Origin of the sequence: Cellulomonas sp., from assembly GCF_036279715.1 — a bacterium.
In the GTDB taxonomy this organism is placed as follows: domain Bacteria; phylum Actinomycetota; class Actinomycetes; order Actinomycetales; family Cellulomonadaceae; genus Cellulomonas_A.
Map to the genome: position 1 here is coordinate 1 of NZ_DASUIR010000027.1, position 14,132 is coordinate 14,132.

At 71.3% G+C, this 14,132-nt stretch carries 11 protein-coding genes and 1 tRNA gene; 10 read left to right on the forward strand and 2 right to left on the reverse strand.

Annotation, left to right across the window (positions count from 1 at the left end; all coding sequences use genetic code 11):
* On the forward strand, positions 1–625 hold a 625-nt coding region (locus VFW79_RS02500), incomplete at its 5' end, for an alkaline phosphatase family protein (RefSeq protein WP_329675736.1).
* 21 nt (positions 626–646) lie between these two features.
* Here VFW79_RS02500 and VFW79_RS02505 read toward each other — a convergent pair.
* Positions 647–2,167 (reverse strand): amino acid permease, encoded by a 1,521-nt coding sequence (locus tag VFW79_RS02505; protein ID WP_329675737.1) that lies wholly within the window; start codon positions 2,165–2,167, stop codon positions 647–649.
* A gap of 216 nt (positions 2,168–2,383) precedes the next feature.
* On the opposite strand from VFW79_RS02505, the gene VFW79_RS02510 reads away from it, so the two are divergent.
* Both VFW79_RS02510 and VFW79_RS02515 read left to right on the forward strand, forming a co-directional pair.
* Positions 2,384–3,421 carry a hypothetical protein gene (locus tag VFW79_RS02510; protein ID WP_329675738.1) on the forward strand — a complete coding sequence of 346 codons (1,038 nt, stop codon included), beginning with the start codon at positions 2,384–2,386 and terminating at the stop codon, positions 3,419–3,421.
* Between the two features lie 192 nt (positions 3,422–3,613).
* Positions 3,614–4,864: an AI-2E family transporter gene (locus VFW79_RS02515; protein WP_329675739.1), complete on the forward strand. Its 1,251-nt coding sequence runs from the start codon at positions 3,614–3,616 to the stop codon at positions 4,862–4,864.
* 106 nt (positions 4,865–4,970) lie between these two features.
* Here VFW79_RS02515 and VFW79_RS02520 read toward each other — a convergent pair.
* Positions 4,971–5,053 (reverse strand) — tRNA-Leu (locus VFW79_RS02520).
* 171 nt (positions 5,054–5,224) lie between these two features.
* On the opposite strand from VFW79_RS02520, the gene VFW79_RS02525 reads away from it, so the two are divergent.
* The 7 genes from VFW79_RS02525 to pknB are packed head-to-tail and all read left to right on the forward strand — an operon-like array spanning position 5,225 to position 14,096.
* Complete coding sequence (locus VFW79_RS02525; protein WP_329675740.1) at positions 5,225–5,935, forward strand: DUF3662 and FHA domain-containing protein; 711 nt, start codon at positions 5,225–5,227, stop codon at positions 5,933–5,935.
* Positions 5,936–5,944: 9 nt separating this feature from the next.
* The gene (locus VFW79_RS02530; protein ID WP_329675741.1) at positions 5,945–6,469 is read left to right on the forward strand and encodes an FHA domain-containing protein FhaB/FipA; all 525 of its coding nucleotides are present in this window, start codon (positions 5,945–5,947) and stop codon (positions 6,467–6,469) included.
* A gap of 5 nt (positions 6,470–6,474) precedes the next feature.
* Positions 6,475–7,770, forward strand: a complete 1,296-nt coding sequence (locus tag VFW79_RS02535; RefSeq protein WP_329675742.1) for a Stp1/IreP family PP2C-type Ser/Thr phosphatase — start codon at positions 6,475–6,477, stop codon at positions 7,768–7,770.
* A complete protein-coding gene (locus VFW79_RS02540; RefSeq protein ID WP_329675743.1) occupies positions 7,770–9,266 on the forward strand; it encodes an FtsW/RodA/SpoVE family cell cycle protein in 1,497 nt (498 codons plus the stop codon). Before VFW79_RS02535 ends, VFW79_RS02540 begins: the two co-directional genes overlap by 1 nt.
* Positions 9,263–10,717, forward strand: coding sequence for a penicillin-binding protein 2 (locus VFW79_RS02545; protein WP_329675744.1), 1,455 nt, complete (start codon positions 9,263–9,265; stop codon positions 10,715–10,717). Before VFW79_RS02540 ends, VFW79_RS02545 begins: the two co-directional genes overlap by 4 nt.
* Positions 10,714–12,081: a serine/threonine-protein kinase gene (locus VFW79_RS02550; protein ID WP_329675745.1), complete on the forward strand. Its 1,368-nt coding sequence runs from the start codon at positions 10,714–10,716 to the stop codon at positions 12,079–12,081. Before VFW79_RS02545 ends, VFW79_RS02550 begins: the two co-directional genes overlap by 4 nt.
* Complete coding sequence (gene pknB / locus VFW79_RS02555; protein WP_329675746.1) at positions 12,081–14,096, forward strand: Stk1 family PASTA domain-containing Ser/Thr kinase; 2,016 nt, start codon at positions 12,081–12,083, stop codon at positions 14,094–14,096. The genes VFW79_RS02550 and pknB overlap by 1 nt, the downstream gene beginning before the upstream one ends.
* Positions 14,097–14,132 lie beyond the last annotated feature (36 nt).

A 14,132-nucleotide genomic window follows, 5' to 3' on the forward strand; every position in this document is an offset into this window, starting at 1 on the left:
CGGATCGACCTTCGGCGTCACGGATGACTCGCCGCCGGCGGCCCATCCGATCCAGGGCCCGTCGGTGTTCGACCTGGCCCGCACGAGCGGTCGCAGCGCGCGCACCTATGCCGAGGCCATGCCGGCCGCGTGCTCGCTCGAGAACGACGGCCGGTACGCCGTCCGGCACAACCCGTGGACCTACTTCAGCGACGACACGTCCCGCCGCGCCTGCCAGGTCGACGACGTGCCCCTGGGCGACATGACCTCCGGCGCTCTGCACGACGACCTCGCGAGCGGCACGCTGCCGAACGTCGGCTTCGTCGTCCCCGACGTGTGCAACGACGCGCACAGCTGCCCGCTGGCGACCGCCGACGCCTGGGTCGCCGGCTGGATCTCGCAGGTGCTGACGGGACCGGACTGGCAGGCGGGACGGTTGGCCGTGGTCATCACGTTCGACGAGGCGGAGAACAGCGGCGAGAACACCGTGCTCACCGTCGTCGTCGCGCCCGGCCTGCACGGCGCGGTCGCGGACGAGCCCCTCACGCACCAGTCGTGGACCCGCTGGATGAGCGACCTCGTCGGTGCGGCCACCCCGGGCGGAGCCGGCAGCGCACCTTCGCTGGGTGCCGCGTTCGGCCTCTGAGGCCTACCCAGGATCTGCCGGTCACCCGTCTGCGGCGCCCTGCTGGGCCCTTCCGACGAGCGAGTGCCGGTAGGAGTAGCCGCCGTAGATCGCCATCCCGACGACCAGCCACACCCCGAACCGCACCCACGTCAGGGTCGTGAGGTTCACCATGAGCCACAGGCACGCGACGCCCGCGAGGATCGGGAGCGTCGGCGACCACGGCACCTGGAACCCGCGCGGCAGGTCGGGCCGGGTGCGCCGCAGGATCGGCACCCCGAAGCTGACCAGCACGAATGCCGACAAGGTGCCGATGTTGATCATCTCCTCGAGGACCTCGACCCGGGACAGGCCGGCGATCATGGCGACCACCACGCCCGCGCCGATCTGCAGTCGCACGGGGGTGTGGAAGCGTCCCGACGTCCGGGAGAACGATCGCGGGAGCAGCCCGTCGCGGCTCATCGCGAACACGACGCGAGTCAGGCCGAGCAGCAGCACCATGAGCACCGAGGTGAGCCCGACGAGGATGCCGACGGAGATGATCTTGCCCGCCCAGTCGGCTCCGACCAGGACGAAGGCCGTCGTGAGCGACGGCGACCCGGAGGCCGCGAGCGCGGTGTACGGGACCATGCCGGTGACGACGACGGTGACGAGGATGTAGAGCACGGTCACGACGGCGAGACCCGCGAAGATGCCGCGCGGGATGGTGCGCTGCGGGTTGATCGTCTCCTCGGCGGTCGTCGCGACGACGTCGAACCCGATGAAGGCGAAGAACACCAGTGCGGCGCCGGACAGGATCCCGACGACGCCATAGCTCGACGGCGCGGCGCCCGAGAGGAAGCTGAGCAGCGGTTCCTGCAGTGCGGAGGTCCCCGCGGGTGCCGGCTGCGACGGCGGCACGAACGGCGTGTAGTTGGCACTGTCGACGTAGAAGAAGCCCGCCACGACGACGAACAGTGTGATGGCCACCTTGATGATCGTGAACACGCTGTTCACGCGGCTGCTCAGCCGGGTGCCGATGGCCAGCAGCGTCGTGAACACTGCGACGATCACGACGGGTCCCCAGGCCACGTCGACGCCACCGACCGTGAGGGTCGTGGGCAACGTCGCGCCGAACAGCGTGAACGCGTCCGACAGGTAGACGCCCCAGAACTTCGCGATGACCGCGGCGGCGAGGAGCATCTCGAGGATGAGGTCCCAGCCGATGATCCACGCGACGACCTCGCCCATGGTCGAGTAGGAGTACGTGTAGGCCGACCCCGCCACGGGGATCGTCGATGCGAACTCGGCGTAGCACATGATCGCGAGCCCGCACACGACGGCCGCGATGATGAACGAGACGATGACCGACGGGCCGGCGTAGTCAGCGGCGGCGGTCGCACCGACCGAGAAGATTCCGGCGCCGACTGCCACGGCGACGCCCATCACGGCCAGGTCCCAGGCGGTCAGGCTGCGGGTGAGATGCCTGTCCGGGTCGTCGACCGACGCCAACGACGCCTCGACGGACTTGCGGCGCAGCAGGTCCCGGGGTGCCTTCAGCGTCGGCCGAATGGACGTGACCATGCGTGTGCTCCCTTGTGTGCCCGGCGTGACCGCTCGCGAGTCGACCCGAGCATGCTGCATGACGCCGGAGCGGGTCGAAGGAGGTCACCCACTGATCAGCAACGAGCCGACCTCAGACCGGGGCGCACCGTTCACCCCACGATGGCTGCGATGTTCGCCGGTGTTCATCGGCTGCGCCCAGGGTGACGAGGCAGCGCCTACCAGGAGGACACCCCCATGAGACTTCTTCGACGCCCGGTCGCGATCGCCCTGGCCACCCTGGCCGCCACCGCCACCCTGGCCATCGGCTCCGCGTCGGCCTCGGACCGCGGCGCGCACGACGAGGGCCACGCCGGCGCGTTCACGTTCGCCGTGATCGGCGACATCCCGTACGGAACCGCCCAGATCGCCAACTTCCCGCACGTGATCCAGCAGATCAACGCCGACCCGGCGGTCCAGCTCGTCGACCACCTCGGCGACATCAAGTCCGGCTCGACGGTCTGCAGCGACGAGTACTTCGCTCAGGTCAAGGCGCAGTTCGACACGTTCGTCGACCCGCTCGTCTACACGGTCGGCGACAACGAGTGGACCGACTGCCACCGTCCGAGCAACGGCTCGTACAACCCGCTCGAGCGCCTCGCCGCGATCCGCACCGTGTTCTTCCCGCGGCCGGGCTTCACGCTCGGCCAGCACGCCGTCCACGTGACGTCGCAGGCTGCGCTCGGATTCCCCGAGGACGTCCGGTACACGCGGGCCGACGTGGCGTTCGCCGCACTGCACGTCGTCGGCAGCAACAACAGCCTGGCCCCCTGGACCGGCAACACCGGCCCCACTCCGGAGCAGGCCGCCGAGGTCAGCGCCCGGACGGCCGCGGTCATCGCGAGCATCCGGGCGACGTTCCACGAGGCACGCGCCGAGCACAACCGTGCGGTCGTCCTGCTGACCCAGGCGGACATGTTCGACCCCACGGTCGTCAACCCGTCGTTCGCGGACTACTCGGCCTTCCAGCCGATCGTCAGGGCCATCGCGCACGAGTCGGCGCAGTTCCACGGCCCGGTGTACCTCTTCAACGGTGACAGCCACGTCTACAACGACGACCAGCCGCTCGCGGCCGGCTCGCCCTGGCTCTCGTTCTACGGCGTCGACTCCGCCGTGCCGAACCTGACGCGCGTGACGATCGATGGCTCCACCGGTGTCAACAACTACCTGCGGGTCACGGTCGACCCGCACAGCCCCGCGGTCCTCAGCTGGACGCGGGTGCCGTTCGCCGCCTGACCGCTTCACGCGGCTCCGGGCGCGGCAGGGGCAAACCTGCAGGTCAGGGCTGGTACACGCTAACCGCTGACCCAGCTGCACGACGGGCCGGACCCCGACCCCGACCGCCACGTCGACCAGATGGCGGCGCTCGGCGGCGCGGGCGGGAGACCTTCCCTGACGGCACGCTATCTTCGTGCCGAGGGGGTCCCGATGAAGACTGATGAGCGGCGCCAGGTCACGGCCTCGCCGTCTCCGGCTGCGCCGGTTCGACTGATCGCTTTCGAGCAGCGGGCGCTGCGCCGGGCGGTGCTGACGGTTCTGCTGATCGTCACGCTGTGGATGATCGCGCTGTGGATCTTCCAGTCGATCAGCCACTTCCTGTTCCTCCTCCTGCTCTCGTGGCTGTTCGCGATGGCCATGGAGCCGGCCATCAACTGGCTGACCGGGCGGGGATGGAAGCGCGGCCTGGCCACGGCGAGCGTCGGCAGCCTGGTGGTTCTCGCGGTCGTCGGTCTCGGCGCGATGTTCGGCAACCTGTTCTTCAACCAGCTCGCCTCACTCGTCCAGTCGCTGCCGGACGTGGTCACGAATGCGATCTCGTGGGCCAACCGCACGTTCAAGCTGACGCTGGATCCCACGACCGTGACCAGCAGCCTCAACGTGACTCCGTCGCAGGTCGGGTCGGTGGCCTCCAACTTGGCTGGCGGCGTCCTCGGTGTGGTCACGTCCCTTCTGGCAGCCGTGCTCAACACCGTCACCTTCCTCGTCTTCGCGCTCTACCTGGCCGCTGACGGACCGCGCGTGCGCACGACGATCGGTTCCTGGCTTCGGCCGGCGCGCCAGGACGTCTTCGTCACGGTCTGGGACATCGCCCAGGCCAAGACCGGCGGCTACGTCGTCTCCAAGGTCGTGCTCGCGGGGCTGTCGTCCATGTTCTATGCGGCGTTCTTCTACCTCGTGGGCGTGCCCTCCTGGCTGCCGCTCGCCGTCCTGGTGGGCCTGATGGCGCAGTTCGTGCCGGTGGTCGGCACCTACTTCGGGATCCTCATCCCGATCCTCTTCGTCGTGTTCTCGTCGCCGATCACCGCCGTGTGGATCGTCGTGTTCGCCACGATCTACCAGCAGATCGAGACGTACGTGTTCACCCCGCGGGTCAGCAGACGGACGATGGACGTCAACGCGGGCATCGCCCTGGCGTCGGTCTTCATCGGCGCTGCTCTGTGGGGCGCGGTCGGCGCGCTGATCGGGATCCCGATGGCCGCCGCCATCGTCGCCGTGCTGGACACCTACGGACACCGGCACGAGCTGGTGCCCGCGCTGGCCGCGATGGACGAGCCCGACGAGGCCGCGTCGGACGAGGGCGAATCCGAGGACGCGAAGCTCGACGACGCCGAGCCTGAGGATGCCGCTTCCGACGACGCCCGAGGTGATCACCGGGGTGAGTCGTTCCGGCCAGAGTGATGGTCAAGAGACCGGGCGGACCCCAGACGCAGGAACTCCCGGCAGGATCACGTCCTGCCGGGAGTTGTCCCGACTGCTGGGCCTCGGTTGTCCCAAGACCCCACTGTGCGCGAGGGGGGATTTGAACCCCCACGCCCTTTCGGACACTGGCACCTGAAGCCAGCGCGTCTGCCATTCCGCCACTCGCGCGCGCCGGAGAAGATTAGCACGCAGCGTGGCGGGGGCCGGAACGCGACGGGAGTCGGCGGACCGCGGATACGATCAAGGCCGACGAACCGCGGGCGCGCGGTCTGTCAGCGGGCGACGTCACCCACGCGACAGGCATACCGGAGACGCAGGAGCGGCGAAGGAGGTGGGGCGATGGGCATCCTCGACAAGTTCGAGCACGGGGTCGAGCGTGCGGTCAACAACGCCTTCGCCAAGGCGTTCCGCAGCGAGCTGAAGCCCGTCGAGCTCGCGAGCGCGCTGCGCCGTGAGGTCGACGACCGGGCCGCCGTCGTGGACCGGGACCGCACGGTCGTCCCCAACGACTTCACCATCGAGCTGTCCCCGGCCGACCACGAGCAGGTCGTGGCGTGGGGTGCTGAGGCCCTGGCCGACGAGCTGGCAGCGAACGTCACCGACCACGCGGCAGGGCAGCGCTACGCGTTCGTCGGCCCGGTGACCGTGACGTTCCTCGAGCACGAGGACCTGGAGACCGGACGGTTCCGGGTCCGCAGCGCGACGGTTCGCGGTGCCGTCGCACCCGCGACGACGGTCGCACCGAGCCCGCGCCACCCGCTCGTCGACATCGACGGCCAGCGCTACCTGCTGACCGGGCCGGTGACCGTCATCGGGCGCGGCTCGGAGGCGGACATCATCGTCGACGACCCGGGGGTCTCACGCCGTCACCTCGAGATCCGGGTCGGGCCCGACGGCGTCGTCGCGACCGACCTCGGCTCCACGAACGGTCTGTTCGTCGAGGGTCACCAGGTCCCCGCGGCGACGCTCCTCGACGGCAACACGCTCACGATCGGCCGCACGCGGATCATGTTCTGGACCGGCGACGCGGCCGCCGAGCAGGACGAGTGAACGGCCCGCATGAGTGAGCTGACGATCACCCTCCTGCGCCTCGGCTACCTCGTCCTGCTCTGGGTCTTCGTGCTCTCCGCGATCGGTGTGCTGCGTCGCGACCTGTACGGCACCAAGATCGTCGACCGGCGCGGGCCCGCCCCGCGCACGCGAGCGACCGGCACCGCGGTCGGCACGGCGAGCGCCGAGCAGCCCACCCCGCAGGCCGGTGGCCGCGGCAGCCGGGCGGCGCGCGCGTCGACGACCCCCACACGCCTCGTCGTGACCGAGGGACCGCTGCGCGGCACGACGCTGCCGCTCGGCTCGTCGGCGGTCCTCATCGGACGCGCACCGTCGTGCACGCTCGTGCTCGACGACGACTACTCGTCCTCGCGGCACGCCCGGATCTTCCCGCAGGGCGGTCAGTGGCTCGTCGAGGACCTGGGCTCGACGAACGGCACGTTCCTCGGCGAGGTCAAGGTCCAGCAGCCGACTCCCGTCCCGCCCGGCGCGCAGGTGCGCATCGGCCAGAGCGTCATCGAGCTGCAGAGGTAACCCGGGTGAGCATCGCTCTGCGGTACGCGGCGAGGTCCGACGTCGGGCTGGTCCGCGCGAACAACCAGGACTCCGCCTATGCGGGGCCGCACCTCCTCGTCGTCGCGGACGGCATGGGTGGGCACGCGGGCGGCGACGTCGCGTCGTCCGTCGCGATCGCCGCGCTCGCCCCGCTCGACGGCGAGTCCCACGGGCCCGACGACGCGCTCGACGAGCTCGAACGTGCCCTCGAGGCTGCCCGCGACGAGATCGTGGCCCGCACCGAGGCGGAGCCGGACCTCGCCGGGATGGGCACGACCGTCACGGCGATCCTGCGCGCGGGCAACAAGCTCGCGATGGTGCACCTCGGCGACTCGCGCGGCTACCTGCTTCGCGACGGTGCGCTCACGCAGGTCACGACCGACCACACGTTCGTCCAGCACCTCGTCAACACGGGCAAGATCACGCCCGAGGAGGCCGAGCACCACCCGCAGCGCTCGGTCGTGATGCGCGTGCTCGGCGACTTCGACCCCGATGTCGCCCCCGACCTGTCGGTCCGCGAGGCGCGCCCGGGCGACCGCTGGCTGCTGTGCTCGGACGGCCTGTCGGGCTTCGTCAGCGGCGACACGATCGCCGACACGCTGCGGGACGTCGCGGACGTCGACGCGTGCGCCGACCGTCTCGTCCAGCTCGCGCTGCGGGCGGGCGGCGGCGACAACGTGACGGTCGTCGTGGCGGATGTCGTCGAGCTCGACACCGTCCCGGACGGCGGCGGTCCGTCGACGTCGGCGGCCATCGTCGGGTCGGCGGCCACGTCCCGCAACCGTCCGACTGCCGCGGCCGATGGTCCTGCGGCGCGCGCCTCGGCGCTGTCGAAGCAGGCCGGGGCCGCCGCACGTCCCGCCACCGACGGCAGCCAGCCTCCCCAGGCAACCGGCGCCGACGGGACCGAAGACGCCGAGAACGCCGACGCACCGGACCCGCGCCGTCGCCGACGCCGCCGGGTCGTGGCAACGCTCGTCGCGCTCGTCGTGCTCGCCGCACTCGTCACTGCCGGCGTGCTGTCCTACCGGTGGACGCAGACGCAGCACTACGTGGGGATCGACGCCGGCAACGTCGCGATCTACCAGGGCATCCCGCAGACCGTCGGGCCGTTCTCCCTCTCGACCGTCGTGGAACGCTCCGACGCACGGGTCGACGACCTCTCGGCGTACGTACGCGACCGCCTCGAGCAGACGATCCACACCGACTCCCTCGATGACGCACGGGAGCGCGTCCGGCTGCTCGAGCAGGACGCCCTGGCCAACGCGGCAACGGGATGATGGCGACCGTCCAGCCCCACCGGGTCCGCGTCGGTCGCAGCGTCGAGCTCGGGCTGCTCGCGCTCGCCCTCGCGATCGGCGTCGCCTCCTACGCCCTCGTCGGGATCGGCGCGACGGGAGCGGTGCCCGCGAACGTCCTCGGGTACGGGCTCGGGATGACGGTGATCGCGGTCGCGATGCACGTCGTCCTGCGGCTGCGCGCTCCGTTCGCCGACCCGGTGATCCTGCCGGTCGTCGTGACGCTCAACGGCATCGGCCTCGCGATGATCTACCGGATCGACCTGGCCCGGTCGGCGCGCGGCATCGAGAGCAGCTTCGCCACCCGCCAGCTCGGCTGGACGGCCGTGTCGGTCGTGCTCGCGGCGGTCGCGCTCGTCGCGCTGCGCGACCACCGGACGCTGCGCCGGTACACCTACACCGCGATGGTCGCCGGCCTCATCCTGATCGTGCTGCCGCTGGTCAAGGGGCTGGGCGCCGACATCAACGGTGCCCAGATCTGGATCCACGTCGGCAGCTTCTCGCTCCAGCCCGCCGAGCTGTCGAAGATCCTGCTCGCGGTCTTCTTCGCGGGGTACCTCGTGACGAACCGCGACACGCTCGCGCTCGCCGGGCCGCGGGTCCTCGGTCTGCAGCTCCCGCGCCTCCGTGACCTCGGCCCCCTCGTCGTCGCCTGGGCCGTCTCCCTCGCCGTCCTCGTGTTCGAGGGCGACCTGGGCACGTCGCTGCTGTTCTTCGGGCTGTTCGTCGCGATGCTCTACCTCGCGACCGAGCGCACGAGCTGGATCGTCATCGGTCTGGTCCTGTTCGCGGGCGGCGCGGCGCTCGCCGCGATGTTCATCGGTCACGTGGGTGCGCGGTTCACCGTCTGGCTGCACGCGCTCGACACCGACGTGTTCAACCGCGCCCCGGGCGGCTCCGGGCAGCTCGTCCGCGGCCTGTTCGGGCTCGCGAGCGGTGGGCTGTTCGGCACCGGGTGGGGTCAGGGGCGTCCGGACCTCGTGCCGTACGCGGAGTCGGACTTCATCGTCGCGTCGCTCGGCGAGGAGCTCGGCCTGACCGGCCTCATCGCGATCCTCATGTGCTACCTCGTCCTCGCCCAGCGGGGCCTGCGGACAGCGATCGGTGTGCGCGACGGTTTCGGCAAGCTGCTCGCGGGCGGGCTCGCGTTCGTCGTCGCGCTGCAGTGCTTCGTCGTCGTCGGCGGGATCACGCGGATCATCCCGTTGACCGGCCTGACGACCCCGTTCCTTGCATACGGCGGGTCGTCGCTGCTCGCCAACTGGATCATCGTCGCCCTCCTGCTACGGATCTCCGACGACGCGCGCCGGCCCGCGGGGGTCGCGATCGCGGGTCCGCCGCCGCGTCCGCCCGCGACGACGGCGCCGATCCCCGTCCGGACGTCCGGCGCGTCTGCCGGCGCCCTGGCCGGCGGCACCGGACCCGAGGGTGACGACCAGCCGACCGAACGGATCGGCACCGGGGGGGCGGACGCATGAACACGCCTCTGCGCAGGCTCGCGACGGTCGTCGTGGTCATGTTCGTCGTGCTCATCGGCGGCGTCAGCTGGGTGCAGTTCGGCCAGGCGAGCGCGCTCAACAACGACACCCGCAACGTGCGCACGCTCTACCGCGAGTACGGCAAGCCGCGCGGACCCATCGTCGTCGCAGGTCAGGCCATCGCCTCCTCCACGCCGAGCGCCGACGCGTTCGGCTACCAGCGCAGCTACGCGAACGGTCCGCTGTACTCGTCGGTCACCGGCTTCTACTCGGTCGTCAACGGGGCCTCCGGGCTCGAGTCGGCGGAGAACGACGTGCTGACCGGGTCCGCGGACTCGCTCTTCCTCACGCGCCTCCAGGACCTGATCACCGGCAAGCAGCCGTTGGGCTCGTCGGTCGAGCTGACGATCAACCCTGCCGCGCAGCAGGCTGCCTGGGACGCGCTCGGCGACCAGCGCGGCGCGGTCGTGGCCATCGACCCGACGACCGGCGCGATCCTCGCCATGGTGTCCAAGCCGGGCTACGACCCGAACGTGCTCGCGTCGCACGACACCGCGGCGGCCGGCGCGGCGTACAAGGAGCTCCTGGCGGCGGACGGCAACCCGCTCCTGAACACCGCGATCAAGGAGACGTACGCGCCCGGCTCCACGTTCAAGCTCATCACCGCAGCCGCCGCGCTCGAGTCCGGCCGGTACGCGCCCGACACGGCCATCCCGTCGCCGACCGTGCTCGACCTGCCGCAGACGTCCGCGACCATCACCAACTTCGGCGGCGAGAAGTGCGGCGACGGCACCTCGTCGACGCTCGCCGACGCCCTGCGGATCTCGTGCAACACCGCGTTCGCCCAGCTCGGCATGGACCTCGGTCAGGACGCGCTCGCCGCGCAGGCCGACAAGTTCGGATTCGACAACGACGGCCTGACGATCCCGATGCCCGCCGCGAAGAGCGTCTTCCCGCCGGGTCTCGACGCGCCCCAGACCGCGCAGTCCGCGATCGGCCAGTTCTCGGTGCGCGTCACGCCGCTCCAGATGGCCATGGTGGCCGCGGCGATCGCGAACGGCGGCCAGCTCATGGAGCCGTACCTCGTCCAGACCGTGCGGACCGCTGACCTGGACGTCATCAGCAAGGCGTCGCCGTCCGTGCTGTCCACCGCGATCTCCCCCGCGACGGCGACCGCGCTGCGCGACATGATGGTCGGCGTCGTGGAGAACGGCACCGGCACGGCCGCGAAGATCCCCGGCATCCAGGTCGCGGGCAAGACGGGCACCGCGCAGACCACCGACAGCTCGGCCCCGCACGCGTGGTTCACGGCGTTCGCCCCCGCCGACGCCCCCCGCGTCGCCGTCGCCGTGCTCGTCGAGCACGGGGGCAACCTGGGCAACGAGGCGACCGGCGGACGCGTCGCAGCGCCCATCGCCAAGGCCGTCATGCAGGCGGTGCTCGGCAAGTGAGAGCCGCACAGGGTGAGGTCCTCGGCGACCGGTACCGGCTGGTCCGGCAGATCGCCGTCGGTGGCATGGGTGAGGTCTGGGTCGCGCACGACGAGTCGCTCGCGCGGGACGTCGCCATCAAGGTGCTCCGCGAGGAGTACGCGGGCGACCCGGGGTTCCTGTCCCGGTTCCGCACCGAGGCCCGCAACTCGGCGTCGCTGTCGCACCAGAACATCGCCCAGCTCTACGACTACGGCGAGCAGGACGGCTCGGCGTTCCTCGTCCAGGAGCTCGTCGTCGGCGAGCCCATGTCCGACCTTCTCGAGCGTGAGCCCGTGCTCCCGACGCAGCGCCTGCTGCCGATCCTCGCCCAGACCGCCCGGGCGCTGCATGCCGCCCACTCGGCCGGCGTCGTGCACCGCGACGTCAAGCCCGGCAACATCCTGCTCGGCCGCGGCGGGCGCGTGAAGATCACCGACTTCGGGGTGTCGCTCGCGACCAACCAGGTCCCGATGACCGCGACCGGCATGGTCATGGGGACCGCGCAGTACCTGTCGCCCGAGCAGGCCGTCGGCAAGCCGGCGACCGCCGCGTCCGACCTGTACTCGCTCGGCATCGTCGCGTACGAGTCCCTCGTCGGGCACCGGCCGTTCACCGGACCGACCGCGGTGGACATCGCCGTCGCGCATGTCAACACGCCCGTGCCGCCTCTGCCGCAGTCGGTCGAGCCACGCCTGGCGGCCATCGTCATGCGCCTGCTGTCCAAGGAGCCGGCCGACCGGCCCCGCTCGGCGGCCGAGCTGGCCCACACGCTCGACGGCATGGTCGAGCAGACGCCGCCGACCGGCATCCACGTCGTCGTCACCGATCCGCGCGCGGCGGGGTCGGGTCGGCGCGCCGAGGTCGCACCCGAGCCCCGGCGCGAGGTACAGCCGGCGCCCGCACCCGTCCCGCTCGTGGCGGCTCCTCCGGCCAGGCCGAGCGACCCGGCCGTGGTCCCGCCGTCGTACCCGCCGCGGCGCGAGCTGCGCGACCAGGGCGAGCAGGACGCGCGACGTCCCCCCGGCTCGCACCGTGCCACGTCCGAGCCGGCGGCCCGGCGCACCTCGACGACCACCGGCACGCGCGTGGGCCGGTTGACCTGGCCGTTCGTCGCGCTGATGCTGTTGCTGATCGCACTGCTCGGCGCGGCCCTCGCCCAGGCGTTGACGCGCGCGGACGGCCCCTCGTCCGACCCGACGGGTGGCTCGGCCGTGCTGGCTGTCGCAGAACATCGCCTGCGCGCGGACGACGCCGGATACCCTCGTCCTCGGACCGAGGATGGGATGATCTCCGAGAGTGTGCCGGGCGATCCCGACACCCTGACAACAACGAAGGACGCCTAGTGGTGGACGAAGGTTCCCGGATCCTCGCCGGACGGTACGCGGTCGGTGAGCTCATCGGGCGCGGCGGGATGGCCGAGGTGCACATCGGCCACGACACGCGGCTCGGGCGCACCGTCGCGATCAAGGTGCTCCGCTCCGACCTGGCACGCGACCCGTCCTTCCTCGCCCGGTTCCGGCGCGAGGCCCAGGCGGCTGCGTCCCTCAACCACCCCGCCATCGTCGCGGTGTACGACACAGGCGAGGACCTCGTCACCGAGGCGTCGGGTGTCGTCGCGCACGTGCCGTTCATCGTCATGGAGTACGTCGAGGGCCACACGGTCCGGGACATCCTGCGCGACGGGAACGCCGTGCCGATCGACGAGGCCGTCGAGATCACCGCCGGCGTGCTGTCGGCTCTCGAGTACTCCCACCACGCGGGCATCGTGCACCGCGACATCAAGCCCGCGAACGTCATGCTCACCCCGACGGGCGCGATCAAGGTCATGGACTTCGGCATCGCCCGCGCGGTGGCCGACTCCGCCGCGACGATGACCCAGACCCAGGCCGTCATCGGCACCGCGCAGTACCTGTCGCCCGAGCAGGCCCGCGGCGAGCAGGTCGACGCGCGCAGCGACCTCTACTCCACCGGCTGCCTGCTCTTCGAGCTGCTCACCGGCCGCCCGCCGTTCATCGGCGACTCCCCCGTGGCTGTGGCGTACCAGCACGTCCGCGAGGCCGCCCCGACGCCGAGCTCGTTCGCGGCCGACGTCCCCGAGACCCTCGACCGCATCACGCTCAAGGCGCTCGCCAAGGACCGCGACGACCGCTACTCGTCGGCCGCCGAGTTCCGTGCCGACCTCGAGTCGGCCGCGCGTGGCGGACGCGTCGCGGCACCGCCCATCAGCGCGTTCGCCGTCGGCGCTGCGGCGTCGGGTCCCGCGACGCAGGTCCTGTCCCCCGCGGCCGCGGCGACGGCCTCGACGCAGATCGTGCCGGCCGGTGCGAGCCCGTGGGCGCCGACGACGCCAGGCGCTACCGGAGTCCTGCCTCGGTCGTACCAGACGGAGGACGAGGAGCCGCCGCGCAAGCGCTGGCTGCTGTGGACGCTCCTCGCGGTCGCCATCCTCGCGATCGCCGGGATCTTCGCGCTCATGCAGGCCAACGCCAACAAGGTGCAGACCCCGACGACGGTGACCGTCCCGACGGTGGCGAGCCTCTCGGAGGCCGAGGCGAGGTCGAAGATCGTCGGCCTGGGCCTGCAGTTCGATCGGCAGGTGGAGGCCAATGCGACCGTCGCGGCGGGCAACGCCATCCGCACCGATCCGGTCGAGGGCACGGCCGTCCCGGAGAAGTCCGACGTCAAGGTCTTCATCTCGACCGGCCCGGACTCGGTGAAGCTCGGGGACCTCAGCGGCCTCACGCAGGACCAGGCGCGCGCCCAGCTCAAGGACCTCGGGCTCACGGTCGGCAACGTCACGCCGGTCGACGACCCGGCGCAGCCGCAGGGCAAGGTCATCAGCACCGACCCGCCCGCGGGTTCGCCCGTCCCGGCCGGCTCGGCGGTCAACCTGTCGATCTCGAGCGGCAACGTCCAGCTGCCTGACCTCGTGGGCAAGACCCGCACCGAGGCCCAGGGCATCCTCACGACGCTGCACCTGACAGGCAGCATCACCAACGTCGAGTCCGCCGACAAGACCCCCGACAGCGTCCTCGCGCAGGACCGGCCGCCGGGGCTCATCCAGCAGGGCAGCACCGTCGGGCTCTCGGTCGCGATCGCGCCGACGACCGTCACGATCCCGGACGGACTCGTCGGCAAGACGTACGCCGACGCGGCCGCACAGCTGCAGGCTCTCGGGCTGCAGGCGTCGCAGAACCTGGTGACAAGCGCCGACTACGCCGCGGGGATCGTGACGTCGTCGAACCCGAACAAGGGCGCGAAGGTGGACCCCGGTTCGACGGTGATCCTCAACGTGTCGCAGGGTGCGACCGGGGGCACGCCAGCGCCCACTGTGCCGGTCCCGACCGCAGGCAAGTAGCCACGCGGGTGCACTAGCCAGCCGCCGCGAGCGAGC

What these genes read in the sequence shown, in the direction of transcription:
- VFW79_RS02505 (WP_329675737.1), bottom strand. Translation starts at nt 2,167, where the DNA reads ATGGTCACGTCCATTCGGCCGACGCTGAAGGCACCCCGGGACCTGCTG.
- VFW79_RS02510 (WP_329675738.1), top strand. Translation starts at nt 2,384, where the DNA reads ATGAGACTTCTTCGACGCCCGGTCGCGATCGCCCTGGCCACCCTGGCC.
- VFW79_RS02515 (WP_329675739.1), top strand. Translation starts at nt 3,614, where the DNA reads ATGAAGACTGATGAGCGGCGCCAGGTCACGGCCTCGCCGTCTCCGGCT.
- VFW79_RS02525 (WP_329675740.1), top strand. Translation starts at nt 5,225, where the DNA reads ATGGGCATCCTCGACAAGTTCGAGCACGGGGTCGAGCGTGCGGTCAAC.
- VFW79_RS02530 (WP_329675741.1), top strand. Translation starts at nt 5,945, where the DNA reads ATGAGTGAGCTGACGATCACCCTCCTGCGCCTCGGCTACCTCGTCCTG.
- VFW79_RS02540 (WP_329675743.1), top strand. Translation starts at nt 7,770, where the DNA reads ATGGCGACCGTCCAGCCCCACCGGGTCCGCGTCGGTCGCAGCGTCGAG.
- VFW79_RS02545 (WP_329675744.1), top strand. Translation starts at nt 9,263, where the DNA reads ATGAACACGCCTCTGCGCAGGCTCGCGACGGTCGTCGTGGTCATGTTC.